Source organism: Halomonas alkalisoli (assembly GCF_021412585.1).
GTDB classification, from domain to species: Bacteria; Pseudomonadota; Gammaproteobacteria; order Pseudomonadales; family Halomonadaceae; genus Halomonas; species Halomonas alkalisoli.
Map to the genome: position 1 here is coordinate 276,839 of NZ_JAKCMI010000012.1, position 25,223 is coordinate 302,061.

The window sequence follows — 25,223 nt, forward strand, 5'->3', positions numbered from 1 at the left end:
CTTGCTACGAACCGGAAGCCTCTTTCATCACGTCGCCGAGCACCGCACAGGTCTTGTCGAGCTCGGCCTCGGTCAGTGTCGGGTGACAAAGCAACATCAGGCTGGTCTCACCCAGCGCCCTGGCAACCGGCAGCCGCCGCTCGGGACGCCAGCCCGGCTTGCCCGAGTGGCTGTCGAAGGCTTTCTCCAGATAGATCTCCGAGCAGGAACCGGAGAAACAGGGCACACCCCGCGCGACCATCTCCGCCATGATCCGGTCACGATTCCAGTCCGGCTCCAGTCGTTCGGGCTCGACGAACACATAGCACTTGTAGGCGGCGTGCTCGCAGTGTGAAGGCACCACAGGCACCCGGAGCCCCGGACAGTCGACCGCGGCCTGCCAGATACGCAACGCGTTGGCGCGACGAGCGGCACGCCATTCGGGCATGCGGCGCAGCTGGATACGGCCAATGGCGGCCTGCATGTCGGTCAGCCGCCAGTTGGTGCCGAAGCTCTCGTGTAGCCAGCGAAAACCCGGGGGATGGGCCCGCTTGTAAACCGCCTCCCAGCTCTTGCCGTGATCCTTGTATGCCCACATGCGCTGCCAGAGATGGGGATCGTTGGTCGTGACCATGCCGCCCTCGCCGCCGGTGGTCATGATCTTGTCCTGACAGAACGACCAGCACCCCACATGGCCAATGCTTCCGACGCTGCGCCCGCGGTAACGGGCACCATGGGCCTGGGCACAATCCTCGATCACCGTGAGACCGTGTCGCTCGGCCAGCGCCATCAGGTCGTCCATCTCGCAGGGCCAGCCGGCCAGATGCACCGCCAGGATTGCCCGGGTGCGCGGGGTGAGCTTCTCAGCCACGCTGGCGGCGGTAATATTCTGGGAGTCGGGATCCACATCGGCGAAGACCGGCACCGCCCCGACACTCACGATGCTCGATGCCGAGGCCAGGAAGGTGCGGGACGTCACGATCACTTCATCGCCCTGGCCGATGTCGAGCCCCCGCATTGCCAGCTCCAGGGCAGCCGTGCCATTGGCCACGGCAACGGCGTACTCGGCCTCGGCGAAACGGGCGAACTCCGGCTCGAACTCGCGGCACTCCTGCCCGGTCCAGTAGTTCACCTTGTTGGACAGCAGCACACGGCTGACCGCATCGGCCTCCTCGCGAGTGTAGGAAGGCCAGGGTGAAAAGGGTCCATTCAGCATCAATTGCCTCCTTTGTGTAACACCAGACCGAGTCGTTTCAGCAGCTGGGCGTCGTGGGAGATCGGCACGACCGGCCCCCGCGGCCCCGCACCATGGAGAGGACGTGCAGGCACACCGGCCACGACAAGGTCATCGTCGAGGTCGGAGACCACCGCGGCACCGGCGCCGACCATGACCCGCTCGCCGATGACGACGCCATGGCGCACGGCGGCCCCCACCCCGATCCAGCTGCCTCGGCCAACCTCCACGTCGCCGGCCACATTGGCGCCGGGCGCAACATGCACGCAGGCACCCAGGCGGCAGTCGTGACCCACGGTGGCACCGGTGTTGACGATGGTGCCCATGCCGAGATCGGCAAAGGCGTTGACGATCGCCCCCGCCACCACCACACAGCCCACACCCAGTCGTGCCATGGGGCTGACCGTGGCACGGGGGTGGACGAGCGTTACCAGCCTGGCGTCATGCTCTGCCAGGGCTTCGAGCTTGGCTTCGCGAATGACGTTGTGGCCAATGGCCACCGCCACGCCATCGAAGCTCGACAGGTCGCGCAGCAACATGGCCAGGGAGCCCTCTACCCGCCAGTGCTCCAGGCTTGCCCTGTCGGGCCAGGCATCGTCATAGAAGACGATCTCCTGCCAGCCGGCCTGTATGGCGATATCCGCCACCACCTTGCCGTGGCCGCTGGCTCCCAGGATGGCGAGACGCTTACGACCGGTCATGATGGCCTCCGCGAAATCGGGGCATGGCGACATTGCCCTCATGGGCAATGCCATCGCGAACCACCACCTTCTTTATCGTCAGCACCAGGATCTTCAGGTCGAGCCATAGCGTACGGTTATCCACGTACCACACGTCGAGTTCGAACTTCTCCTCCCAGCTCAACGCGTTGCGACCATTGACCTGGGCCCACCCGGTCACGCCCGGACGCACCTCATGACGCCGCGCCTGGTAGGGGCTGTAGAGTGGCAGATACTCCATCAGCAGCGGGCGCGGCCCGACCAGGCTCATGTTGCCTACCAGCACGTTCCAGAGCTCCGGCAGTTCGTCGAGGCTGCTGGCGCGAAGCCACTTGCCGAAAGGCGTCATGCGCGCCTCGTTGGGCAAGGGATCACCGTCGGCATCATAGGCGTCGAGCATGGTCCGGAACTTGATCATCTCGAAGGGTCGGCCATGCCGACCGGGACGCGTCTGTCGAAAGAGAACCGGCGAGCCGAGCTTGTATCGCACCAGCAGGGCAACCACTGCCAGCAACGGAGAAAGAAGCATCAGGGCCACTACGGCCACGACACAGTCGAGAAGGCGTTTCATCGCGTTTCATCCATGACATCGTTCATGACTCCGGCCAGGCGGCCGGCGAGGATCCGGTAATCGTAGGCGGCTTCCATATGCTCACGGCCCGCCCAGCCCATGCGCGCACGCGCTTCGGGTGACAGTGCCACCAGCCTGGTGATGGCCTCTGCCAGCGCCGCCGGGTCTTCGGGTTTCACGGTGATGCCGGCCTGTGCCTCGGCCACCGGGTCGTTCACCGCGGCCGAGGCGATGATCACCGGACGTGCCGCCGCCATGTAATCGAACAGCTTGTTCATGCTGATGCCGAAGCGATACAGCTGCGGCAGGTCTCGCACCGTGATCACGAAGGCATCGGCCTCCCTGGCCAGGAGCGGAATTTCACGCTTGGGTACCGCCGGCTCGAAGCTGACCCAGCGCCCGTCGAGGCCGAGCCCGCTGGCCTGACGCTGTAGCGCGTCCTTGGAAGGGCCATCTCCGATCAGGCGCAGTCGGACGGGGACATTGCCAACGCCATGGGCCGCCTTCACCTGGCCCATGGCCTCCAGCAGCACATCGAGACCGTTGGCCTCGCCATGGCTGCCGAAGTACATCAGGGTCAGTGGCATTTCGGGGGGGCGTGGCTGGGGGGGCGAGACATCGGGATAATCGCCGAGATCGACCCCGTTGGAGAGCCATACCACATGCTCCGCCGGCACTCCCCGGGGCACGATGTACTCCTCGGCGCGGGGCAGCAGCGTCAGCACGCGACGTGCACGGCGGTAGAGGAAATCCTCGAGGGCGCGCAGGCAACGAGTCGTCAGGCTACCCTCCCGCAGTCGCCCCATGTCGATCAGGGTCTGGGGCCAAAGATCGCGCACTTCGAAGATGAAGGGGACGCCATGGCGGCGCGCCAGCCACCAGCCGCTCAGCGCGGCGAAGGGATGCACGCTCGACCCGATGATCAGGTCCGGGCGATCCAGGGCCTTCAACCGCGAAGGGCGAATCGCCTGCCAGGCATACTGCAGCATGTTCTGTATGCGCCCCCCGCCATTGCCACGGTAAGCCGCCGTGCGCAGCCACAGGAAGGGCACGCCGCCGCTGGTTTCCAGTCGCATCGGCTCATTTTCGGCCAGCCGCTGAAAGCCACTGGGGTGATCGACGCTGGAGGCGATCAGCGTGGCGCGCCAGCCGTGGGCCGGCAGGTGTCGGGCCAGCTGGAAATGGCGCGCACCGCCTGCCGTTTCGGGATGCTTGGCATAGTGATTCAGGATCCAGACGTGCTTCATGCCAGCCTCGGGGCCGCAGCCAGCAGGTGATAGGTTTCCAGCAGCTTGCGCTCCTCCTGCTGCCAGTTGTAACGCTCGGCCACGGCTCGCTGGCCGTTGGCCCCCATCTCACGGGCCCGATCCGGATTGGCCACCAGAAAATCGATCGCCTCGGCTATGGCCCCAGGATTCAGCGGGTCGACGCACAGCCCGCAGTCGCTGCCCTCAACGATCTCCCGCCATAGCGGGAAGTCCGAGGCGATGACCGGCAGACCGGCACTCATGTACTCGAACATCTTCACCGGCAGGGCATCGAGATAGTTGATCACCGGATGGAGGGTGACGATTCCCGCGATCGAGCTGCCCAGCACCCGGCGCACGCCGTCACGATCCAGGTAGCCATGGGCCTCGACACGCCCCCAGCCGGTATAGGTCATCACCTCCTGCTCCAGGGACACCTGCTTGAAGTCACCGGCCAGCTGCAACCGGCACTCCTGCTTGACCGACTCCATGGCGCGAACGATTTCCCGTATGCCACGGATCGAGGCAATGCCGCCCACATAGCAGACGGAGGGTGGCTCGTTCGGCGAAGCCGCGAGCCTCGGGTCGGGCGCCCCGCTCAGTTCCCCCTCCATGGGGAAGTTGTTGACGTCGACCACCTGGGGATGGAACCGGGCGAAACGGTCGCGAATATAGGGGGTCGCCGTCACGACGGCATCGAACCGCTTGCAGGCCCGGCGTTGATAGAAATCGACGCCATGGGACAGCACACGGCGCGTGATGCCACCGAGGTAGTGCTTGGCCAGTATCTGGCGCGGCAGGTCCTCATGGGCGTCGTACACCACCGTCTTGCCCCTGCGCCGGAGCTTGCTGCCAATCGGCATCAGCTCGGGGTCGTGCAGATGGTAGAGATCGGCATCGATCTGCAGTGCCCGTTCGTAGACGCGACGGGTACTCTTGACGATGCGCTCGAAGCGCCCCGAAGACGCACCGACATCGGCGATGTCGACACCATCGCGGCGACCGTCACCGCGACCATCGGCCACCACCAGGGTCACCACGTGCCCGGCGGCTGCCAGCGAACGGCACTGCTTGAAGAATATCCGTGTGTCATAGCGGGGATGGGCGGAAGTCAGATGTGCCACTTTCATTAGCGTCTCGTCCTTGTGAATCCTGGGCAGCCTGTCGCTGCCCGTCGGTGTCATGGCCCGTGTCCGTCATGTCGTCGTCGCGGTAGCGCGCCAGCTGCCCGCAGACCAGGGCGTTGGCAAAGGCTCCCCACCCCAGCGCCGGCAAGGGCCAGAACACCGGCTTGGCCAAGAGCATCAGCAACAGACAGACAAACGAGAGGGAGAAGGCGAAAACCCACCAGGCCGCGGTGTCGCCGCAATAGATCATGCGATACGCAGCCCCCAGGAAGGCCACGACCGTCATGCCCAGATAGAGGGCGAAGCCCAGCAGGCCATAATTGACCCAGGCAGAGAGCACGTTGTGGGCATAGCTTCCCGTCGTCCCGGCAGCGGTGACATGACCGCCGAACTGCCCCAGCACCGGACTGGCCGCGATCTGCTCGATGGCGCGCTGCTCGAGGTACTGGCGGGCGGTCCAGGAACTGTTGCCCGTCAGGTCCAGCACCTGGAACTGGCGGCTGCCCGACATCGCCTCGAACTGGGTGGCGACCACCATGACCAGCACGGCCACCACGGCCAGCAGCGTCAACAGGTACTTGGCACTCATTCCGGCCCATACCAGCAACAGCACCATCGACAGGGCCAGGAAGGCATACAGCTCCGACCGGGCGCCCAGCACGAACATCACGAAGGCCCCCAGCGCGATCAACAGGGCACGCATCAGCGCCCTTTGGCTGACCGAGATCAGGAACACCAGCATCACCAGTGCGCTGCGCGCATAGCCCTGGTAGGTGGAGACGTTGGCGTTGCCATCGTCCTCGATCATCTGCCGGGCAAAGAACATCCATTGTCCGGTGGTGGCGACAATGAACAGCAGGTAGCCCACCGTCAGTGCGAAAGCGATCCAGAAAGCCCGGGCCAGCCGCGGCGAGTCCAGCGGCACGCGGTACCCCATCACGAACAGCACCGCCCACAGCACGACGGTTTCCAGCGTCTGGATCATCGCCAGTCGCTGCAGGCCGCCCCCCTGAAGGCCATAGTTCGCCAATGCCCAGGCCAGCACATAGGCGAGAAACCCCAACACCAGCAGGGCGAAGCCCCGCGTGCCGGCCAGCATGAGGCTGAGCTGGGACGGCAACACGGCCACGTAGAGGAGGAACATCATCACCGAGACCACCCCGAACAGACCGCCAAGCAGCGCCGGGATCACGCCCATGGCAACCAGGGTGTGGTAGATCAGAAACCCCGGAAAGAGCACGAAGAAGCCGACGCTCGAGACGCGTGCGGCAAGCTTGTCACCGGAGAGGATCATGGGCGCACTCCTTGACGGCCTTCTGCCCGTTCACTGCTCCAGCACTCGCTCATAGAGCGCACGCTGAGCCGGTGTGGTGAGTTCGGAGTTGTGCCAAAGCAGTGAGAACGTGCCGCTGACGGCGCGGCAGCGCTGCTTGAGCAGGGCGAAGCGCTCGAATGCCTCGTCGCCGAGCCCCAGACCCAGATAGAGCGGCGAGATGACCGAAGCCTCCATGGCGATCAGCGGCCTGATCCGCAGGGGTAGGGGTTCCCCCTTGACTGGATCGAAGGCCGGATAGTCGAAGCAGGTGCCGCAGCGGAACCCGGGAGCCTCGGCATAGCCCAGCGTGGAGTCGTAATCCATGCCGGCCTGGGAGCAGCCCTGCAGGGTCAGCGGCATCTGCCAGCGCAGGTAGTGCATGCGACCGCCCCACTCTGCCTGCTCGATGCCCTCCTCGGCACAGACGCGGCGCAGCCGGTCGGCTTCATTGGCCAGCTCCTTGGGGTTGCGGAAGGTGTGGTAGCTGGGATGCAGGCCGATTTCATGGTCGCGCGCGTGGATCCGCCGCAATAGCTCGCGGATGGCCGGATGCTCGGGCTCATAGTCGGCGTCCTTGCGGGGATCGGTACGTCCGCAGATGAAGTAGAACGCGCTCGTCAGCCCATGCCGCTCGGAGGCATTCATCAACCAGTCGAACGTATTGAGCGGATCCAGCGGGTGCAGGCGTCGACGCGTGGTCATGCGCACCCAGGGACCGAGCAGCAGCGCCTGTGGGCGGCCATGGCGCAACGCATCGCCCAGCATCACCCGCGCCAGCTTGACGTCACGGGCAAAGCCATAGCGGCTGGGGCGATCGACATCATGGGAGGGGCGCATGAGAAAGCGATGCTGGCGCAGCGTGACATGAGGCCACTGGCACTGGATGATCTGCCCCAGCACCATCAACCATTCATCGACCACGGGCCGATCCAGGTAGCCATGCCGGCCGGCATGTGAAGCGCTCGCCGGGAAGCGACAATGCCGATCCAGTGCCTGGGCATCGACCTCTTCCTGGCGGGTGAGCATCCAGTAGGTCAACCCCAGGATGTCGTAATGGATGGCCAGGCCGCCCGGCGCCGGCGTCACCAGGGGGCGCGGCAGCCTGGCCGCACCGGGGGCCGGCAGCGGCAGTTCCAGCGGGGCCGTGAACCCTTCCGCGGCAGCATCCCAGAGGTCATGGGGCAGGTCGACACCGGTCAGGTAGAAACCGGGCTGCAGGCTGTCGAAGGCCAACTGCCCCGGGGCGCCCTCCAGGGTCATGATCAGCCGCTCGGGCCCGTCACGTCTCAGTTGGAGGGCCAGGCCGTAGCGCTCGTGAAGCACCTGCTCGAGCCAGGCGAGTACCGGCTCGCTGTCGGCCACGGGCTCGTCTGCCCTGCGGGCGACACCCAGGGGGGCACCGATCAATGGCGAGTCATCCCGCCCGGGAGAATAACGATCATGGAGTACAGTCATGTCATTCACTTGGATTCCCTCCTCATAAGGGTGCGGGCCGTGATATAGGCCTCCCGGGCCAACTGGCGGAAGCCGCGCTGGCTGATGGCGTAGTGGCAGACCAGCCGTCCGCCCCACGCCTCCTTCATCTCCGCCACCGGCGGGATATTGGCACCAATGAAATCGAAGACCGTGCAGCCCTTCTCCGCGAAGTGGGCCAGCGCCGCCTCGGCCACCAGATTATTGACGCCATCCTTCATGGCCTCGGTCTTCATTCCCGCCGACCACGCCAGCGCATGGCCACCAGGCACATAGAGGCAGACCCGGGTCCCCATCGGCTCACCGGCAGCGTTGCGGGCCAGAAAACAGACGAAATGCTCCGGCCCCATCAGCTCGGCAAGGCGCTCCAGTTCGGTTGCCTCGAGTCGGTAGTCGAAGCCCTTGCGTGCCTCCGGGCCGGCAAGGCAGCCGGCCACCGCGGCATAGTCCTCGGTGATCTCGCAGCGATAGCCCAGTCGATGACACTTGCGCGCCTTCTTGCGGGCACTGGGATCGATGCGTTCCTCGTGTCCGGCGATGTCCAGGTGGTAGGTGTAACGGGGCCTTGCCGCCATCTGTGCCCACTCGAAGGGGCGAATATCATCGGCAACCGTCGACAGGCTCAGGCTGCCGCCGAACCCGATCTGCCGCAGCCGCTCGGCGAGCCGGGTCAGGGCCAGGCGCTTGCGCCGATTGAATGAAGCCGGCCTGTCGCTTGAGCAGCGGAAATCGATCGGCAGGTGTGGATTGCGGGGCGGGGTCACCAAGTGCCCCTTGCGATTGCGGTAGAGCACCGTCTCGAGGCGCCAGCCGTCCCCTTTCTCGGGGCTCAACACCACCGATTCGGCCTCCAGCGACCACTGCCGTTCGTTGAAACGTATCCACCCCGGATGAAACAGGGGGTCGGTCTTCAGGGAATCGATCTTCATTACGCAGAATCCTTTGCCGGGTTCCATCGCCCGTCCTTGTCGCTTTCCAGATCGGTCTCGTCGCGATAGTCGCTGTCGAAGTCGCAGACCAGGAAGCACCGCTCCTCTTGGCTGGCCGGGTCGCGATAGCGCTCCACCACGCGAAATCCGAGCCGATAGCTGGCCTTCAGGGAGGCCAGATTGTCCGACGATATCCGGGCCGAATAGCCCACCAGGCCGTTGTCCCGAAAATGCAGGATCGCGGTACGTCTCAGCTCCGTGGCCACACCACGCCCCCGGTGGGCAGGCAATACGCCACTGAAGCTCGAATGGACGCGCCCCTCTCTCAGGTCACGCGGGTTGAAGCTGTAGAAGGCGGCGCCCACTACCTGGCCCCTGGCGTCCAGCGCCACGATGCCCAGGCGGCTACCGACCAAGCGGTAGAGCCAGCGCCGTGGAAGATCCAGCGAGCGGCCGTCATGCAGTGACTGATAGAGCGACAGCGCACCAGCGAGCCGGGAGCGGTCCATGCCGCAAAGGCGGTAGTCACCCACGCCTCGCGATACGACGGGATTCAACCGCCGCGCCCGATTGAGGTTGCGCCACATCAACGCAGCGGCGCCGACGGCCAGGCGGGGATAGCGCATCAATCCGCGAGCATTCATGGATCAGGAAAACCTCTCGAGGAAGAGCTGGGCGGCGATGCCGTTGTGGGTGTAGCCACGCGCCTTGAGCCGCTCGAATGTCTCGGGTGGGAAACGCCCCGTGGAGGCAGCGGTATTACCCTTCGACAGGCCCGGTGCCAGCCGCTTGGCGACGCGCTTCAACGTGGCGCCCGGCCCCTGCCTGAACGCCGTCATACGCAGCAGCCGCGCCCGCAGGCTCTGGCGGGACTTCTCAGCGGCATTGCCCAGCGGCGCGTGGCGGCCCGACACCTCGGCGAACAGGCGCTCGACGAAGGTCACGTAGCCGCTGCGGTCTTCCAGCCAATGTCCGGGGGCCTGCTGCCAGAACGCCATGAAATCGCCATCGTAGAGGGGCATCCACCAGTCATGGCCGAAGAATTCGAAGGAGCGCACGGTATTGACGATGAATTTCGCCTGTCGCTCCTGCCAACCAAACAGGATGAACTGACGGATGAATTCATCGGGATCCAGCGCCTCGTCCACGGGATAGGTCTCGGCCAGTCGCGGCAGGACATGGGCCTGGAAACGTGCTTCCCCGTCGGCCCCTTCATGGAGTGCGAAGTGACGCTTGCGCAGCGCCATGCCCAGGTCACCGGCCGCTAGCGTCCGCCCCTCTCGCCGGGCCTCGAATACCGGTGGCGGCAGGAAACCGGTCACGCAGCAGTGACCCGGCACGAAGACGGCCCCGGGCTCGACGTCACCCCGCTCGGTCAACAGCTTGACCGCCAGCCAATCCTGCATGTTCGTGATGCTGCTCCAGCCCGACGCCCACTGCTGGTAATGCCAGTAGTCGTCACCCGCAGCGGCTTCTCGCCAGGCAGCCTGGGAGTACTCGACGAAGGTCCAGGGCAGCTCGAGACTCTCTGCCACCTGGCGGCTCATTGCGGCCTCGGGATTGCCACGATGGCCGTAGGCATAGGTCAGCACCCTGGGATAGCCGAGACGGGCCAGCATGGTCGCCACCAGCCTGGAGTCATAGCCGCCGCTTAGGGGAACCACGATCTGGCGCCCGTTCGCCACGTCAATCAGACGCCGAAAGGCCTGCTCGACCAACGCTTCGAGATGGGCCTGGCGACGCGCCTCGTCACCTTCCGACGCACCGCGATACTGAAAGAGGTAATAGCGCTCCAGGTCGAGGACCAGGCCCGTATCGCTGTCGTGCACGACCAGTGCCTCGCCGGCACGCAGTTGCTTGACACCCTGGAACAAGGTGTCGCGCCCCGTCACGTAGCCGGCCAACTGGAAGTCGGCACGGGCCTCTTGGCTCATGCGCTCCTGGCCCAGCCGGGAGCGCACCCAGTCGGCGTCGTCACTGAGGTATAGCGCCCCGGACGCCATGCCATAGAAGATCGGAATCGAACGAATCCTGTCCACCATGGCAACCAGACCCTTTTCATCCCGCCGAACCAGGGCATGAAAGCCATTGAGCGTCGAGAGCCGCTCTCGCCAGGCGCCGATGCCGTCCGATGGGTCGGCCAGCTTGGCGGCACCGCTCACGGAGAGCCGCTGCCCGTCCTGCCAGACAGTGCCACAGAGATGACCTTGGCCATCCGCGAGTTCACAGGATGTCCAGCGAGGAGAGCTGAAATGACAATGGATGGAGCTCATCAATAGACCTTCCGGAACAGTAGGAAATAACGCATCGCCACCAGGGCACCGCTGACAATCAGTGCCGCCAGCCAAGGCATCCAGGCGGAACCCAGCGCTACGGCAACGATCAACGGCAGCAGCAACAGCAGGCTCCAGCCCAGAGCGACGATGGTCGGCGTGACGAGCGCCGACACGGGATTGCGCGTGACGACCATGGTCCAGACCAGGAACCCCACCCAGCAGGCCGCACTGCTCATCGAGAAGAGCGCTACGGTAAGCAGCAGGTCATCCAGCATGGCCCCGACGGAGATTGCGACGATACGAATGATCAGCAACAACGCCTGAAAGGCCATGCCCTGGGCCTGGCGCTCCATGACCGAGAACAGATGGCTCAAGGGAGCAGTGATGAAGACCATGTAGAGCCAGGGCGCCATCCAGCGGGCGAACTCCCCGGCCGGCCGCCAGGTTTCCCCGAAGACCAGGGCGAAGAGCTCCGGCCCCGCCAGCATCAGCACCACGCAGGGCGGCATGGCGATCTGGGCCAGGATTCCGTGAACCTGGGCCACCAGGGGCCCCAGGCTCCCTTCCCGATGGGCCTCGGCCGCACTCGAGAAGAAGACCTTGCCGATGGCATCGCCGATCAGCGCCAGGGGCATTGCCAGCACGCGGTGTGCCAGCGCATAGAGCCCCGCCGCCGCTGGACTGAAAAGCGCGGCGAAGAGCAGCGGCGGCAACTGCTTGCCTGCCGTGTTGAACAGGCCCGACCAGGTGGAGAAAAGCGGAAAGTTACGGTAGCGCCGCGCCACCGCCAGGACTCCGGCCGGCTTGACCCGATGCCGGACAACGGCACTCAACGCAGAGCGCGCCAAGGTAATGGTTCCCATGCCCTGGCCTACGGCCTGCCCCAGGATGAGCCCCCCGCCGCCCAACGGGTTGGCCATGAACTGGATCGCCAACAGGCAGATGGACTGCTTGATGCGAGTACTGGCAATGGTGGAATAGGCCCGGGTACGCAACGCCCAGTAGCTCACCGCCTGATAGCCACCACTGAAGGCGACGCCCAGCGGCAGCAGCCAGAGCCACCTGGCCAGTGCAGGCACGCCCAGCAGATCGGCCAGCTGCTCACCCCACAGGCCCACCATCACCGCGGAGATGATGGTGGTCACCACGACCACTGCCAGGCTGAGCACCACCACTTCCGCCGCCTCGCGATCGGCCTCGGGAAGGGGAATGGCCATCTGGTAACGGCCGCTGGCGACGACGGTGAACAGCGCCAGCAGTCCCCCGTATACCGCCAGTAGGCCGAAGGCCTCCGGCGAGTAGAGCCGGGTCAGCAGCGGTGCGGCCAGCACGGTGAGCAGTTGGGCACCCGCCGTGCCGCCCACCAGCACGCTGACGCCTCGGGCGAAGGCATGCGTCGGCAGCAGGCGACGGGCGGGAGCGACGAGCCGGTTCAACACGGCGGCGCCCTCTTTACGACGATCTCGCTCAAGCCAGCGCCTCCTGAAGCGTGGCCACGATCCGGTCCTGGTCTTCCTCGCTCAGGTAGGGGTGCATCGGCAGACTGATCACCCGACGCGATGCCGCATTGCCAACCGGCAAGTCGACACAGGGATCGGCAACGGCAGGCTGCTTGTTCAGCGGAATCGGATAGTGCACCGCCGTGGGAATGCCTGCTTCCGCCAGCCTGGCGATCACGACCTCGCGATCCTCCACCTCCACCGTGTACTGGGCGTAGGCGCTGGTGTTGTACGCCGCCACCTGGGGTGTCTTGAAGCCATGGGCCTGCAACAGCCGGCCATAGCGCTTGGCCACCGTCTCGCGCAGCCGCAGCTCCTCATCGAGAATGTCCAGCTTGGGCAAGAGGATTGCCGCCTGGAGAGTGTCCAACCGGCTGTTGGTGCCGATACGCACATGATGGTATCGACGCCCCTGGCCATGCCGGGCGATCTGACGAAGCACCACGGCCATCTCGTCGTCGTCGGTGAACAATGCACCGCCATCGCCATAGCAGCCCAGGGGCTTGCTCGGGAAGAAGGAGGTCGTGGCAATGGTGGAGAGGCTGCCGGAACGACGGCCACGATAGGTGGCGCCGAAGCTCTGCGCCGCATCCTCGATCACCGCGATGCCATGGCGCGCGGCGATCTCATTGATGGCATCCATGTCGGCGCACTGCCCGTAGAGCGACACGGGGACGATGGCTCGGGTGCGTGGCGTAATGGCAGCTTCCAGCTTCTCGGGATCGAGCAGATAGGTCTGGGGATCGATGTCGACATAGACGGGCCGAGCACCGAGCAGCGCCACGGTCTCTGCCGTGGCGATGTAGGTAAAGCCGGGGGTGATGACTTCGTCGCCCGGGGCGATGCCCAGCGCCATCTGAGCGATCTGCAGCGCATCGGTGCCGTTGGCGCAGCTGATGCAATGGCGCACGCCGACATAGTCGGCCAGGCGCCTTTCCAGCTCTTCCACTTCGGGGCCGAGGATATACTTGCCGTGTTCGAGGACCTGACGGATACCGCTGTTGATCCGGTCCCGGATCTTCAGTTGCTGCGCCTTGAGGTCGATGAATTCGATCCGCTTGACCTCGGCTGTCGGCCGCTTCCCCTCCGCCGCCGGCGGGAGACAGGTCAGGATCTTTCCGGCCAACCGATAGCGATCACCGGTATGGGGACAGGTCGTTTCACCCTCGCCCTCCAGCGGTAGATCGAGACGCTCCCCATGGCGGCTCATCCAGCCAACCTGTCTGGCCGGCACGCCCACCACCACGGCAAAGTCGGGCACGTCACGATTGACCACGGCACCCGCGCCGACGAAAGCGAAGCGCCCGATGGTCACGCCGCAGACGATGGTGCAGTTGGCCCCCAGGGAGGCGCCTTCACGCACCAGCGTGTCGCGATACTCACTCTTGCGGTCGACCAGGGAGCGCGGATTGTGCACATTGGTGAAGACCATGCTCGGCCCGCAGAACACGCCGTTTTCCAGGGAGACGTTGTCATAGACCGAGACGTTGTTCTGTATCCGGCAATGATCGCCGATCACCACCCGGTTGCCGACGAAGACATTTTGCCCCAGGGATACGCCCCGACCGATACGAGCGCCGCCGCAGACGTGGACGAAATGCCAGACATGGGTGTCTTCACCGATCCGGGCACCGGCATCGACGATGGCACTGGGATGCACCTGGACAGTGGAGTGGATCGAGTCATGCAGTTGAATATTCATGGCCGACCTCACATGGTGTGTCGCTTGAGGCAAGGGTGAGCCTCGCCACGGACGGGGGTTTCCGGGGTGGCGCTGCGAATCGTGTCGACGGTCTGGATGCAGTGACGCGCGCTGTCGATGCCGTAGCCTCGCCCAGCGAGAATTTCCTGGTAGCTGACGGTGTGCAGATCGGTAAAGCCGCCGGAGAACTCGATCTCACGCCCTTCACAGAGAATCGACCGGTAGGTGGGCTGCTTGCCCTGGACGCTGGTTGGCAGATCGTCGCTGTCGATGGAGAGGAACCAGCGGACCCGAGCCTTCTCGTATTCCAGAAAGCCCGCCGCACGGTAGTCGTCGATGTAATGCACGACGTTGCGCTCCAGGTCGCCGAAGACGAAATGCAGCATGTCGAAGAAGTGAACCCCGATATTGGTGGCCACGCCGAAGGATTTGCGCGGGTCGCCCTTCCAGCTCTCCTGGTACCACCTTCCGCGTGACGTGATGTAGGTCAGTTCGACGTCGTACTTGTCGTCACGGGGCATGCTGGCGACACGTGTCTTGAGCGCATTGATCACCGGGTGGTGCCGCAGTTGAAGAATGTTGAAAACCCGGCGGCCGGTCTCCTGCTCGACACGCTCGAGCTCGTCGAGGACCGCCGGCGTCGGTACCAGCGGCTTTTCGCAGATCACGTTGCAGCCCAACCGCAGCCCAGCCGCGATATGGGCATGGTGCAGATGATTGGGCGAGCAGACCGAGACATAGTCCAGGGCGGTATAGGGATCCCGCTTGCGCTGCCAGGCGCACTCCTGGAAGCGCTCGAACTCGGTGAAGAACTCGCTTTCCGGCGATATGGAGTCGATGATCCCGACCGAGTCATTGGTGTCATAGGCCATCGCCAGGTGGTTCCCGGTCTCCTTGATGGCTTTCATGTGGCGCGGGGCGATGTAGCCAGCGGCGCCGATCAGAGCGAAATATTTCATGGCGAACTCCTGTTCCTGTTCTTGGAACCGTCGCATTGGCCCTGCGACGGAACCCGGCCGCATTCAGGCCTTGATGAGCCGGTCGCTGCTGGCGCCGCGGTAGATGCCCCGAGTGTCGACAATCAGCTTGGCGTGACTGCGGATCATGTCGTAGTCGAAGCGATCGTGATCCGTCGCCAGGACCACCGCGTCATATTCGGCAAGCGTCGAGGGTGAGAGCGGCACGCTCTCCAGGTCGAAGTGATGCTCGCGCATGGTGGGGAAGAGCGGCACATGCGGGTCGCTGTAGGCCACCTCGCCACCGCGGGCGCGGATACGCTCCATGATGTGGACCGAGGGAGATTCACGCATGTCGTCGACGTTCTTCTTGTAGGCAATGCCGAGCACCAGGACCCGGCTACCCTTGAGTGCGCAGCCACGCTGGTTCAGGCCGTCCACCAGTTTTCCGACCACGTAGTCGGGCATGCCCTGGTTGATTTCGCCTGACAGCTCGATGAAACGTGTGTGAAGACCGTACTCCCGCGCCTTCCAGGTGAGGTAGAAGGGATCGATGGGAATGCAGTGCCCCCCCAGCCCCGGCCCCGGGTAATAGGGGGTGAAGCCGAAGGGCTTGGTGGCTGCGGCATCCACCACCTCGAAGATATCGATGCCCATGCGGTCGGCCACGACCTTCATCTCGTTCACGAGGCCGATATTCACCGCGCGGTGAATGTTCTCGAGCAGCTTGGTCATTTCCGCGGCACGGGTGGAGCTCATCGGCACCACCTGATCGATGGCCGGTCGATAGAGCGCCACGCCCACATCGCGGCAATTAGGCGTGTGACCGCCCACGATCTTGGGAATGGTGCGGGTCTCGAAATCCGGATTGCCCGGATCTTCGCGCTCCGGCGAGTAGATCAGAAACAGGTCGGTACCGACGACCAGCCCGCCCTCCTCGATCCGTGGCAGCAACTCCTCTTCCGTGGTACCCGGATAGGTGGTGCTTTCCAGGGAAACGACCTGACCTTCCCGCAGATGCCCCTTTAGCGCATCCACCGTATTGGTGACGAAGGTCATGTCGGGCTCGCGGTACTTGTTGAGCGGCGTCGGCACACAGAGAATCACGGCATCGGCTTCGGCCACGCGTGAGAAATCGGTGGTCGCCTCGAACCCGGCGTCACAGGCACGCGCCACCTTCTCACCGTCGATATGCTCGATGTAGCTCTTTCCGGCATTGAGCTTGCTCACCTTCGAAACATCGATATCGATGCCCAGCACGCGAAAGCCGATATCGCTATAGCGCAGCAGCAACGGCAGGCCCACGTAGCCGAGCCCGACGATCCCGATAACGGCTTCCCTGCTCTCCAGCCGGTCAATCAAACGCTCTTTGATGGTAGTCATGACGTTCATCCATGGTTTCCGATGTATTGAGGTCGGAGTGAAGCCCAACCACCCCTGCGGGGGCTCGGCAGCGGCTTCACGCCCTTGTTCGGACCTCACGGCCAGGCCCGGTACCGGATGCTTCATGCATCCTTGGTCTTGTATGCGTAGTGGTAATAGCCATAGCCGAAGCTGGTAGCGGCCTTGCGCTCGATGGCATTCAGGATTCCGCCCTTGACCTCGACCCCACCGCTCTCCAGGCGCCGGATCGCCACGTCGACCTCGCGGACCGGGTTGAGGCCAAAGCGGGCCACCATCAGCGTCGTCCCGCACTGATGGCCGATCACCGCGGCGTCGGTCACCGCCAGCACCGGTGGGGTATCGATGATCACCAGGTCAAACCGTTGGCTCAGCGAGTCCAGCAACTGGCTGAAGCGATCGCTCATCAGGAGTTCGGAAGGGTTGGGTGGGGCCTTGCCGCGGGCGATGTAGCTCAACCCATTGACCGGTGACTGGCGTATCGCCTCCTCGATGCCGCATTTCGCCGCCAGCACCTCGGACAGGCCACCCTGGCTCTCGGCATCGAAAGCGGTGTGCACGTGCCCCTTGCGCATATCCGCATCCACCACCAGGACTCGCTTGCCACCCTGGGCAATCACCGCACCGAGATTGACGCTGATGAAGCTCTTGCCGATATTGGGGCTGGGCCCGGTGATCATCAGCCGGTTGTTGGTTGCCTCGAGCATCGCGAAATGCAGGCTGGTACGCAGGCCGCGCAGCGCCTCGATCGCCGTGTCGTCGGGAGCGGTCTGGGCGAGGACGCCACAGCCCACCTCGCGGCCGTGCTTCTGGTGACGCCGCTTGAAGCGACGCACCATCTTCTTCTGGTCTTCGGAGAGCGGCACGGTGGCATAGACCGGCAGGCCCAGATCCTCGATCTGGTCGGCGCTCTCGATACCGCGGTTGACGATGCCGCGCACGATGACGAAGGCCACCGAGAGGAAACCACCGATCAGCGTCCACAGCGCAACGGTAACCGGCTTGCGGGGTTCGACCGGACCTGGCTGCACCACGGCGTCGTCGAGAACCCGGACATTGCCCACGGTGCTCGCCTTGGTGATGCTCATCTCCTGGATCTTGTTGAGCAGTTGGACGTAGACCTGCTGCGTGACCTCCACGTCGCGGGACATGCGCAGTATCTGCTGCTGGGTCTCCGGCAGCGCCTGGATCCGATCATTGAGCCGGTCACGATCACGCTCGAGGTTCTGGCGCTTCTCCACCATGGCCGCATAGAGGGGATGGGAGGCGTTGTAGCGCCGACTCAGCTCCGACTGCTCCATCTCCAGCTCGCTGAGTGACGCCTCGATATCCACCACTCGATCGAGCACCGAGCGGGTCTCGAGCGAAAGATCCACGCTCTCATGGTCCATCCGATAGGCGTTGAGGGAGTCCTCGGCCGCGGCCAGCTCATTGCGCACTTCGGGTATTTGCGCCTCGAGAAACTCGAGGCTCTGCTCCGCCTCGGCGCTCTGTCGCTCCACATTCTGGGTCAGGTAGATCTGCCCGATGATGCTCAGCGTGCGCTCGGCCCGCAGCGGGTCCTCGTCGGTCAGGGTCATGTTGAAGACGCCGCTTTCCCGGCCCCGCATGCCGACATTGAACCGTGAGCGCAACTGATTGATCGCTGCCAGGCGAGTCCGCCGAACAATGGTGAACTCCGCCCCTTCGCCGGCTTCTAGCTCTGCCACGCGCAGCTCGACCATCCCGTTGGCAAAGGTCTCGTTGTCACCGACACGCCCCTCTCCCAGCAGTTCGTCGCCGTAAAACAGCCGGTAGCGCCCCGCCTCTCCCGCAACCAGGCGCATCGACCGACCCAGCCAAGAGGGGTCGACATGAAGATTGCCGATATTGAGGTGCTCCCCGGCCCAGACACTGGCCTTGGCAAACCCGGGGCGCTCCATGCCGCGCCGCACCAGGAAATCGCCGACCACCGCCAGTCGTGCCGGCGTCACCGAGATGTCGAGCTGTGCCTGGTCGACGGCCTGGCCCAGCACCATCCGCGAGCGCAGGATTTCCAGCTCCGCCTCCGCCTTCGGCTCATCGCCCAGGATGGAGCGCACGTCCGACAGCGGATTACTGCTCCCCACCTTGCCCTCCACCTGAACCAGGGCATCGGCACGATAGATGGGTGTCGCCAACTGCACATGCACGACAGCCGCCGCGGCGAACAGCATCGTGACCAGAAGAATCAGCCACTTGTTGTCCAGCAGGACACCGAACAGGCGCCCCAGATCGATGTCATCCTGGCCGGGGCGGGAACCTGTCTTGTTCTCTTTCACCATGTAAGTTTCCTGGGCAAATGGGTCGATGACGTCATGCTTTACCGGCCATTACTGAGATGCGGCAGCCAGGCCATAGCCGCCTCCGTGAGCCGTTCGTGGACACGAACGAAAACCTCTTCCCCCCCGCGATACGGGTCGGGAATGTCGGCACCGTTGCTCTCCCCGCCCGATAGCCAACGCCCGAAGCGCATGGTCTTTCCCGTGGCCGAAGGAAACTGCCGGGCGACGGCCATGCGCTGTCCCTCGCTCATCACCAGCAACAGGTCGGCCTCCTTCACCATCGCCTCGGATATCTGCCGCGCCCGATGCTCGGAGACATCGAGACCGTCGGCCTCGGCGAGCCGCCTCGCCGTGGGCTCGACTTCGTGGCCAACCAGGGCACCCAGGCCCGCGGAGGCGACTCGGACATGCGGGAGGCCTTGCCTGAGCAGGGCTTCACCCACCGGGCTGCGGCAGATATTGCCGGTACATACCACCAGGATTCGGCTGAACATGTAGGCCCCCGTCATTCCCTGAATCGATCGAGTTCACGACCGGTCCGCGTGGTCTGATAGATACCGCTGACGGTGGGCAGGATCTGGCTGATCACCCGGTTCCAGCGACCCAGCGGGGTCGTGGTGACATAGATCACGTCGGTCGGCTGTAGCTGGAATTCCGTACCCAACATCAGAGCGGCGGCGTTGCGGGCATCCAGCTGATAGACGGTGGCCAGCTTGTCGCTTTCGACAGGTGCGCGCCGAATGACGAAGATTCCTGATGCATTGGCACTGCCTTCATTGATGCCGCCGGCCTCCGACAAGGCATCGGTCAGCGTCAACCGGCTCCCCCCCATGGCCAGGCTGGTCGGGTCACGAACCTCGCCCATGACGTAAACCTTCTGATCGCTGTTGTCGGGGATATGCAACAGGTCGCCATCGCGCAGCAGCTGGTTCTGGGCCAGTTGCCCGTTGTTGAGCATGTCGTGGAGGGAAAGGCGAGTTTCCTCACCCTCACGGGTAAGGATGATGTCGTGCCAGTTGGCAGTGTCGGTCAGGCCACCGGCCTGGCTGATGGCATCCAGCACGGTCAATGGCAGGTTGCGAATCGGCATCGGCCCAGGCTCATTGACCTCGCCGGTCACATCGACCTTCTGGGAGTTGAACTGGGCCACACGCACCTCTACCTGGGGCATGGCCACATAGGGCTCGAGGCCACTGGCAACGATGTCGCGTATCTCGGTGACGGTTCGCCCCTGCACCTGGATGCGGCCGACATAGGGATAGAAGATGGTGCCGTCGCTATGCACGGTGTTGCCTGATTCCGCAGCGCTGCGCTCGCTTCCGGCGGGTATGGTCAGCTCCGGGTGGCCATAGACGATGATGCTCAGCACATCCCCCTTGCCGATCCGGTAGTCGTAGCTGCCGATATCGCCGCGCAATGTCTCACTGATCCGGCCGATGTCATCCGGAGCGACTCGCTCACGCTGCTGGGCACGCACCAGGCCAAAGGTGATGGGCTCGATATCCACCAGCTCGTCAACGGGTGCGGAATCCGTCCGGTAATTCATATGCCCACCGGGCGCAAAGGCACATCCCTGGAGCAGTGACATGCCTAATGCGGCCATCATACCCAGCAGCCTGCTTCGCAGCCGATAATGCGTCATACACTTCTCACTCAATTGGATGTCAATGCCTTTCGCGGCACCGACAGCTAGCCAACTTACAACGTTTCATCGATGTCGCCATAAACGGACGCATCAATAACCAGATAAGTACATTCGACAGAGCCACCTAAGCCGACTTTATTTGAAGACACTAATGTTGCCAAGTTGCGACAATCCGTCGTGGGAATGTCTCCAAACACCTACAAATCAATTAACACTCTATTTATTCATTCTCTTAACTCTCGCCAGCGACTGAACCAGATACTACAACCGGAGCCCCAAGCCCGGACACGCTACCGCCGCGGGTGAATCCACCCAAAGCATTGATTATGAACAATAAAAAATACAGAGCACACACAACCCCGCATTCAATGCACGATTGAGAACTCAGGAAAAAGATCGATGAGGAGCACATTTCCTGTCCATGGAAAGCACTGCTTTAATGTGGGGCAGAATAATCTTTTTTTTTTGCTTGTCACCCCCCACCAGGTGTATTTTTTCTCTTTTTTACACGTAGATACAAAAATTAATACTCTCACATAAACCGTTTCTTTTATAGTTCAGGCATCTCGTGTATCAAACTGATATCCTATAGGACAACTTCCCAAGTTATACTTCGAGAGACCCCGAGTCTTCTTTCACATGAATGTCGATTAACCTGCAATCCAGCAGGTCGGCCTGGCAGTACTGCCTGTAATCTTCGCATGCAAGAACTGTCCGGCCATATTCGCCGGGCCTCCCGGCACAACACAGGAGTACAATCGATGATTTCGTTTATTCATAGTCCTCTGCGACGAGCGGCGGCCATTACCGGCGTGGTAATGCTCACGCTGTCACCCCTGGCCATGGCTCAGCAGGCCGGAGCCGGAGCCGGAGCCGGAGCCGGAGCCGGAGTCAGCGTATCGCCAAGTGCCAGCCCAGGCAGCGCCAATGTCCAGACGCCGGGCGCCCCTGGCAACTCCGGCAATACGCCAGCCCCCGGTGCAGTGGCCAGCGGTGGCGTGACATCCGGCGGTGGCGCAGCCGGTGATGCCCCGGGCAACTCCGGACAGGGCATCGCCAATGCCATCAATCGCGGCGCGGCCGGTATCGGTGTGGTCGTGGGCGCAACCGGCACGGGTACTGGAACAGGCACGGGTACCGGGACAGGCACCCGGTAATGCATCAGTACCCACGATGCATGCAACATGCAACGACTCAGGGCCGCCGCAAGGCGGTCCTGTTCAGGTATGCCTTGGCCATTGGCGCTTTGGCACCGCTTGGCATGACCGGGTGCAGCCAGGGTGGAGGGCTGTCACCCATGGGCGAAACCGTGCTGGGCTTCTGGCAGTCTCCCGACCTCTCATCACAGGCAGCCGCCCTTCCCTATGCCTCGCTGGCCGTCAAGAGCGAGGGAAACGAAGCCTTGATGGTAATGGCGCACAGCGCTGGGGAGCGGGGTCGTGACACGTTCTGGCAAGCGGGTGATTACGCCACGCTGCACCTGCGGGACGGCATCCCCATGAGCACCATGGGTTTCGAGCGAACCCTTCTCGGCCGGTGGATTGACGGTGAGCCAGGTAGCGATCACTACCTTGTACACGCCCACTGGCAGGATGCCGCCGGGCAGGAGTATCAGGATGTCGCCACGGCCTCCCTGACCTGCGAGACGGCTCAAAGCATGGACTTGCCACTCACGGTGCTGGCGCTGGAGCGCTGTGTCGAGCGACTGGAATGGCAGGGTGGCACACGCAGCAGAGGAGAACTCTGGCGCGAGCCTGTGAGCTTGCGCATCTGGGGAGGAGACATGGCGCTCTGGCCAGACGGCCAGCGTGTGACATGGCAAGTGGCGCGACCCTGGTGGTCCGTAGAACCGCCCGCACCGAAAACGTCGGACTGACGAGAGATTCGAAGAGAATGCCGTTTATTGAACACCGGTACGCTACCGGTCCTACCACTGCCACCTTACTGATGCTGCTGTGCCTGACCATGGCTCCCGGCGCATGGGCACAGGCCCCGGAGACACCGGCTCCGGCGCGCCTTTCCGACCTGTGGCTTGACCAGCCTGCCCTACCCGCCGAACCGGGCTACGCCTACTACCTTCGCCAGCAGCATCGTGACACCCTGCCGTTTCAAGCCATGCGCCTGGAAGAAGAGCTCCGTACCGTAGCCGACCGGCTGGCCATGGCTGGTCAAGGCCACGCCGCCAGCGGCGTGAGTGCCTGGCGCGAAACCCTCGAAGCACATCAAGCGACGGATGGCCGCACACCGGCTCGTGCCGATCTTGCCGCCCTGCTGGCTTCGCCGCGACACGATCCGCCACTCTCATCGCTGGCAGAGGTCGGCCATTGCGAGATGCCGGACTGGGTGGAGCTATGGAGTTTCGATGGGGTGACGCGCCACAGCTGGACGCCCGACATGGGCCTGCAACGCCTGCTGCGTGACCAACCCCGCGACCACCGGCATCCAGCCGAGGCAGCCTGGGTCGTCTCGCCCCAGTCACCCCCCCGGCGCATCGGCACAAGCGCATGGAATGCCGGCGACACCCCCCTGGTTCCCGGCAGCCGAATCACCCTGGAAGTCCCCATTGACGACAGGGCGGCCGACTGGATCAACCAGGCCCTGCCCGCCTACCTGTCCACGCGCCTGCCCGGAGAAGCCTGCACCACCCTGCCACTGCCGGACGACCACAGCCAGGCGGCGGCTTCGTCATGACCCGACAGCGTTCTTCAACAAGGCAATGCCGACTTACGCCACTGGCTTTCTCGATCGGGCTAGCCGCGTGCACGATAGCCCAGGCCTACGGCAACGAAACCCATCTTGGCCAGGGCGAGAGCGATTTCGGTGGCAAGGGATTGATGCAGACCCCAACGGCACGGATGGCTCCGCTGGGAGGCTTTGCCTTCTCCCTGTCACGCACGGCGCCCTATCGTCGCTACAACCTGTTCTTCCAGCCCACCGAGTGGCTGGAAGCGGGCTTTCGCTACATCGAGGTCGAGAATCGCCAGTATCTGGCGGCAACCGGGGATCGCAACAACCTGGACAAGGGCGTCGACGTCAAGCTGCGGCTGCGTCAGGAGAGTCGATACTGGCCACAGCTGGCCGTGGGTGCTCGCGACATCGGCGGCACCGGCCTGTTCGGTGCCGAGTACCTGGTCGCCAGCAAGCGCTGGAATGACATCGATGTCACTCTGGGCATCGGCTGGGGCTATCTCGGCAATCAGGAGGGCTTCACCAACCCACTCGCCGAGCTCGACGATCGCTTCGAACGACGCACCGGCTTCAGCTCCGGTGATGACGGCGGCAGCCTGAATGTAGGCAGCCTGTTCAGTGGCCGCACCGCCCTGTTCGGCGGTATCGAATACCAGACACCCTGGGATCCACTGGTCTTGCAGGTGGAGCTGGAAGGCAATGACTATCAGCGTGAACCACAGCGCAACCACCAGGAGCAGGATTCCCGCTTCAATCTTGGCGCCCGCTATCGACTCACCGATGGCATCGAATTAAAGGCGGGTTGGCAACGCGGCAATACCGCCATGGTGGGGATATCCCTTTCCACCAACCTGGCCACGCTGTCCCAGGCCAAACGGGATCCGCAGCCGATGCCGGCCGGCCCTGCACCGGCCGAGCACAGCCAAGACTGGCAGGCACTCAGCCAGGCGCTCGATGAAAACGCCGGTATCGGCGTGCACCGACTACGCCAGCAGGGCAACACCGTCACGGTCGAGGGCGAACCCACCCGCTTTCGATCCTTGGCCGACAGCGAGCAACGCGCCGGTCGCCTGCTGCATAACCACCTGCACAGCGACGTCGATACCTTCCGCTTTCGCTGGCAGGAGCGCGGCCTGGACATGCGGGAAAGCGTCCATGATCGCGACGCCTTGATTGCAGCCACCCACTCCGCGGACGACGTCACGCTTCATCGCCACAGTATCCATGCCCATGGAGCCTTCGACGACGCCCAGGGCGAGATCCTCCACGAGAACGATCCCCGCCGCTTCAGCTACGGCCTGGAACCGGTGCTGGAGCAGAACTTCGGCGGACCGGACGGCTACCTATATCGGCTATCCGCCAGCCTCGACAGCGAGTACCGCCTGAATGCCAACAGCTGGCTATCGGCCGCCCTGACCTACACGGTGGATGACAATCTGGAGAAGTACCGCTATGTCGGCCCCTCGGAGTTGCCCCGGGTACGCACCCATATCGGCGACTATCTGGCCGAGACCGACATCGGCATCAGCCAGCTGCAATATAGCCATACGGCGCGCCTCGGGGAGAACTGGTATGCCATCGGCTACGGTGGCCTGCTCGAGACCATGTATGCCGGTGCCGGCGGCGAGGTGCTCTATCGCCCTTTCAACGGCGACCTGGCGCTCGGCCTCGACGTGAACTGGGTCAAGCAGCGCGACTTCGACCAGCGCTTCGAGATGAGGGACTACAGCACCTGGACAGGACACCTGACCGGTTACTGGCAGACCGATTTCGAAGACATGCTGGCCAAGGTCAGCATAGGCCGCTACCTGGCCGGTGACATCGGCATGACCTTCGACGTCTCTCGCGAATTCGATTCTGGCGTACGCCTGGGGGGCTGGGCCACGCTCACCGATGCCGGCAGTGACTTCGGAGAGGGCAGCTTCGACAAGGGGGTCTATGTGTCGCTGCCGCTCGACGCCTTCTTCGTGCGTTCCACTCGACAGCGCGCCCAGCTAACCTGGCGCCCGCTGACCCGCGATGGCGGCGCACAGCTGGCCCGGGGAGCCTCACTCTACGACTTGACCGAAGAGCGTCAGATGGGACGCTACTGGCAGGATTACGATGACGTGATGCGCTAGGCACTGTCCCCTCCAGGGCAGCATCCCTGCCCTGGAGGG

General features: G+C 63.8%; 21 protein-coding genes and 1 pseudogene. 4 read left to right on the forward strand and 18 right to left on the reverse strand.

All coding sequences use genetic code 11. The features are described from left to right. Window positions 1–4 precede the first annotated feature (4 nt). The 18 genes and pseudogenes from LY622_RS03305 to LY622_RS03390 all read right to left on the reverse strand — a co-directional run bounded on the left by LY622_RS03305 (window position 5) and on the right by LY622_RS03390 (window position 20,373). On the reverse strand, window positions 5–1,195 hold the full coding sequence (locus LY622_RS03305) for a DegT/DnrJ/EryC1/StrS family aminotransferase (RefSeq protein WP_234289580.1): 1,191 nt from the start codon (window positions 1,193–1,195) through the stop codon (window positions 5–7). After that, entirely contained in the window at window positions 1,195–1,914 is a 720-nt protein-coding gene (locus LY622_RS03310; protein WP_234289581.1) for an acetyltransferase, read from the reverse strand. Before LY622_RS03310 ends, LY622_RS03305 begins: the two co-directional genes overlap by 1 nt. Next, window positions 1,901–2,503, reverse strand: a complete 603-nt coding sequence (locus LY622_RS03315; RefSeq protein ID WP_234289582.1) for a sugar transferase — start codon at window positions 2,501–2,503, stop codon at window positions 1,901–1,903. Before LY622_RS03315 ends, LY622_RS03310 begins: the two co-directional genes overlap by 14 nt. Then, window positions 2,500–3,750, reverse strand: a complete 1,251-nt coding sequence (locus tag LY622_RS03320) for a glycosyltransferase family 4 protein (protein WP_234289583.1) — start codon at window positions 3,748–3,750, stop codon at window positions 2,500–2,502. Before LY622_RS03320 ends, LY622_RS03315 begins: the two co-directional genes overlap by 4 nt. Continuing rightward, entirely contained in the window at window positions 3,747–4,880 is a 1,134-nt protein-coding gene (locus LY622_RS03325) for a glycosyltransferase family 4 protein (protein ID WP_234289584.1), read from the reverse strand. The genes LY622_RS03320 and LY622_RS03325 overlap by 4 nt, the downstream gene beginning before the upstream one ends. Beyond that, window positions 4,840–6,171, reverse strand: coding sequence for an O-antigen ligase family protein (locus LY622_RS03330; RefSeq protein ID WP_234289585.1), 1,332 nt, complete (start codon window positions 6,169–6,171; stop codon window positions 4,840–4,842). Before LY622_RS03330 ends, LY622_RS03325 begins: the two co-directional genes overlap by 41 nt. Before the next feature lie 30 nt (window positions 6,172–6,201). Continuing rightward, complete coding sequence (locus LY622_RS03335) at window positions 6,202–7,647, reverse strand: polysaccharide deacetylase family protein (RefSeq protein ID WP_234289673.1); 1,446 nt, start codon at window positions 7,645–7,647, stop codon at window positions 6,202–6,204. Between the two features lie 5 nt (window positions 7,648–7,652). Continuing rightward, window positions 7,653–8,594, reverse strand: coding sequence for a GNAT family N-acetyltransferase (locus tag LY622_RS03340; RefSeq protein ID WP_234289586.1), 942 nt, complete (start codon window positions 8,592–8,594; stop codon window positions 7,653–7,655). Next, window positions 8,594–9,238 (reverse strand): GNAT family N-acetyltransferase, encoded by a 645-nt coding sequence (locus LY622_RS03345; RefSeq protein ID WP_234289587.1) that lies wholly within the window; start codon window positions 9,236–9,238, stop codon window positions 8,594–8,596. Before LY622_RS03345 ends, LY622_RS03340 begins: the two co-directional genes overlap by 1 nt. Before the next feature lie 3 nt (window positions 9,239–9,241). Further along, window positions 9,242–10,867 (reverse strand): asparagine synthase-related protein, encoded by a 1,626-nt coding sequence (locus LY622_RS03350; RefSeq protein WP_234289588.1) that lies wholly within the window; start codon window positions 10,865–10,867, stop codon window positions 9,242–9,244. After that, complete coding sequence (locus LY622_RS03355) at window positions 10,867–12,309, reverse strand: lipopolysaccharide biosynthesis protein (RefSeq protein WP_234289589.1); 1,443 nt, start codon at window positions 12,307–12,309, stop codon at window positions 10,867–10,869. Before LY622_RS03355 ends, LY622_RS03350 begins: the two co-directional genes overlap by 1 nt. Before the next feature lie 28 nt (window positions 12,310–12,337). Then, a complete protein-coding gene (locus LY622_RS03360) occupies window positions 12,338–13,495 on the reverse strand; it encodes a DegT/DnrJ/EryC1/StrS family aminotransferase (RefSeq protein ID WP_305038559.1) in 1,158 nt (385 codons plus the stop codon). After that, window positions 13,475–14,071: pseudogene (locus LY622_RS03365) on the reverse strand (acyltransferase); the annotation flags it as partial. The gene LY622_RS03360 and the pseudogene LY622_RS03365, both read right to left, overlap by 21 nt. 8 nt (window positions 14,072–14,079) lie before the next feature. Next, entirely contained in the window at window positions 14,080–15,030 is a 951-nt protein-coding gene (locus tag LY622_RS03370; protein ID WP_234289590.1) for a Gfo/Idh/MocA family protein, read from the reverse strand. Between the two features lie 63 nt (window positions 15,031–15,093). Next, window positions 15,094–16,410 carry a nucleotide sugar dehydrogenase gene (locus LY622_RS03375; protein ID WP_234289591.1) on the reverse strand — a complete coding sequence of 439 codons (1,317 nt, stop codon included), beginning with the start codon at window positions 16,408–16,410 and terminating at the stop codon, window positions 15,094–15,096. 122 nt (window positions 16,411–16,532) lie between these two features. After that, the gene (locus tag LY622_RS03380; RefSeq protein WP_234289592.1) at window positions 16,533–18,731 is read right to left on the reverse strand and encodes a polysaccharide biosynthesis tyrosine autokinase; all 2,199 of its coding nucleotides are present in this window, start codon (window positions 18,729–18,731) and stop codon (window positions 16,533–16,535) included. A 38-nt stretch (window positions 18,732–18,769) separates the two neighbouring features. Next, the gene (locus LY622_RS03385) at window positions 18,770–19,225 is read right to left on the reverse strand and encodes a low molecular weight protein-tyrosine-phosphatase (RefSeq protein WP_234289593.1); all 456 of its coding nucleotides are present in this window, start codon (window positions 19,223–19,225) and stop codon (window positions 18,770–18,772) included. 11 nt (window positions 19,226–19,236) lie between these two features. Then, complete coding sequence (locus LY622_RS03390) at window positions 19,237–20,373, reverse strand: polysaccharide export protein (protein WP_255761926.1); 1,137 nt, start codon at window positions 20,371–20,373, stop codon at window positions 19,237–19,239. Window positions 20,374–21,137: 764 nt separating this feature from the next. Here LY622_RS03390 and LY622_RS03395 point away from each other — a divergent pair. The 4 genes from LY622_RS03395 (at window position 21,138) to LY622_RS03410 (ending at window position 25,184) form a co-directional block, all read left to right on the forward strand. Then, window positions 21,138–21,533, forward strand: coding sequence for a hypothetical protein (locus tag LY622_RS03395; protein WP_234289595.1), 396 nt, complete (start codon window positions 21,138–21,140; stop codon window positions 21,531–21,533). Window positions 21,534–21,673: 140 nt separating this feature from the next. After that, on the forward strand, window positions 21,674–22,252 hold the full coding sequence (locus LY622_RS03400) for a YjbF family lipoprotein (protein ID WP_234289596.1): 579 nt from the start codon (window positions 21,674–21,676) through the stop codon (window positions 22,250–22,252). Between the two features lie 17 nt (window positions 22,253–22,269). After that, window positions 22,270–23,067, forward strand: coding sequence for a hypothetical protein (locus tag LY622_RS03405; protein WP_234289597.1), 798 nt, complete (start codon window positions 22,270–22,272; stop codon window positions 23,065–23,067). Further along, a complete protein-coding gene (locus tag LY622_RS03410) occupies window positions 23,064–25,184 on the forward strand; it encodes a YjbH domain-containing protein (protein WP_234289598.1) in 2,121 nt (706 codons plus the stop codon). The genes LY622_RS03405 and LY622_RS03410 overlap by 4 nt, the downstream gene beginning before the upstream one ends. The last annotated feature ends 39 nt before the right edge of the window (window positions 25,185–25,223 follow it).